Source organism: Rhizobacter sp. P1_G5, assembly GCF_056405435.1.
Window position 1 is genome coordinate 1 of the sequence record NZ_JBFUCB010000939.1, and the last position, 1,606, is coordinate 1,606.

A 1,606-nucleotide genomic window follows, 5' to 3' on the forward strand; every position below is an offset into this window, starting at 1 on the left:
CTCGCCGACCCGGCTCGCGAGTGCGATGCGCCCGCCCGACTGCTTCACGAAACCGTAAACGATCGACAGCCCGAGCCCGCTGCCTTCGCCCTCCGCCTTGGTCGTGAAGAAGGGCTCGAACACCTTCTCGCGCAGCGCCTCGGGGATGCCGCTGCCGGTGTCGGCGATGCACAGTTCGAGCTCGCCGCCGTCCACCCGCGTCGCGACCTGCAGGCGCCCGCCGCCGGGCATCGCGGCCGCGCTGTTGATCACCAGGTTCAGCAGCGCGTTCTCCAGCTGCCCGCGGTCGACCTGCACGCAGGCGTCGCCGGCCCGCAGCGCCAGCGCCACCTGCACCGCGTCGCCGGCGCTGTAGTCGATCAGGTCGAGCATCTCCTCGACCATCGCATCCACCACCACCGGCTCGGCCTGCAGCGGCTGGCGCCGCGCGAAGGCGAGCAGCCGCCGCGTCAGCGCGCTCGCGCGCTCGGCGGCGCGGCCGGCCCGTTGCAGCTGCGCGCGGCCGGTCGCGTCGAGCCCCGGCTGCGCGTCGAGCAGCCCCAGCGTGCCGACGATCGTGCCCAGGTGGTTGTTGAAGTCGTGCGCGACGCCGCCGGTCAGCTGGCCCAGCATCTCCAGCCGCAGCGCATGCTGCAGCTGCACCTCGATCGCGCGGCGCTCGGTCAGGTCGGTGACGAGGCTCACGACACCGCCATCGGGCATCGCCCGGCTGCGCACGTCGTAGACGCGGTTGTCCGGCAGGTACAGCTCGACGTGCGCATGCGCGGTGAACGGCGGCAGCGCGCCGGCGGCCAGCGCCTGCCGCTCGGTGAGCCCCGGCGCGCTCCATGCGATGCCGCCGGCCAGTTGCGCCATCAGCTGCCGTGGCGGCTGGCCCGGGGCCGGCCGCACGCCGTGCACCGCGAGCATGCGTTCGAGCGGTTCGTTCCACAGGCGCAACCGGCCGTCGCGGTCGAACACCGCGAGGCCGTCGTTCATGCTGCTGTGCACCGCGGCGCGCAGCTCGCCCTGCTGGCGCAGGTCGGCCACCAGCTGCTGCTTGGCCAGCAGGTTGTCGCGGAACACCTCGAAGGTGCGGGCGAGCGCACCCAGCTCGTCGCGGCGCGCGGTCGCCGGCGTCGCCACCGAGGTGTCGCCGCGCGCGAGCCGTGACATCACCGCGGTGATCCRCTCGACGCCGCCAACCAGCCGGTGCACGTAGGCGGTCGCGCCGAGCGCGATCACGCCGCACACCAGCGTCAGCAGCAGCAGGCCGGTCTTGCCGGAGGCGATCGCGCGCGAGACGAGCTCGCTGCGCGTCTGCGCGGTCTCGCGCAGCGTGTCGACGTGGCGCGAGACCTGCGCGCTGAGTTCGTCGGCGTTGGTGCGCGTCAGCAGCACCAGCGAGCCGCTGCGGCTGTCGAGGTTGATCTGCTCGCTGCGCAGCCGCAGGATGCCGGCCGGGCCGATCGACAGCTCGCGCAGCGTCGCGCGGAACACGTCGCCGAGGCCGGCGTAGGCGGCCCGCCGGTCGGCGGCGATCAGCAGCGCCTCGACATCGGCCTGCAGCCGCCCGAGCGTGGCCGGCGTGTCGACGCTCGCACCCAGCACCAGGCTGGACCACACC

Annotated in this window: 1 protein-coding gene; it reads right to left on the reverse strand. The window is 74.0% G+C overall.

What is annotated here, in order from left to right:
- Positions 1–1,606, reverse strand: a 1,606-nt coding sequence (locus AC1D12_RS32920) for an ATP-binding protein (RefSeq protein WP_477845320.1), incomplete at both ends; no start/stop codon positions are given.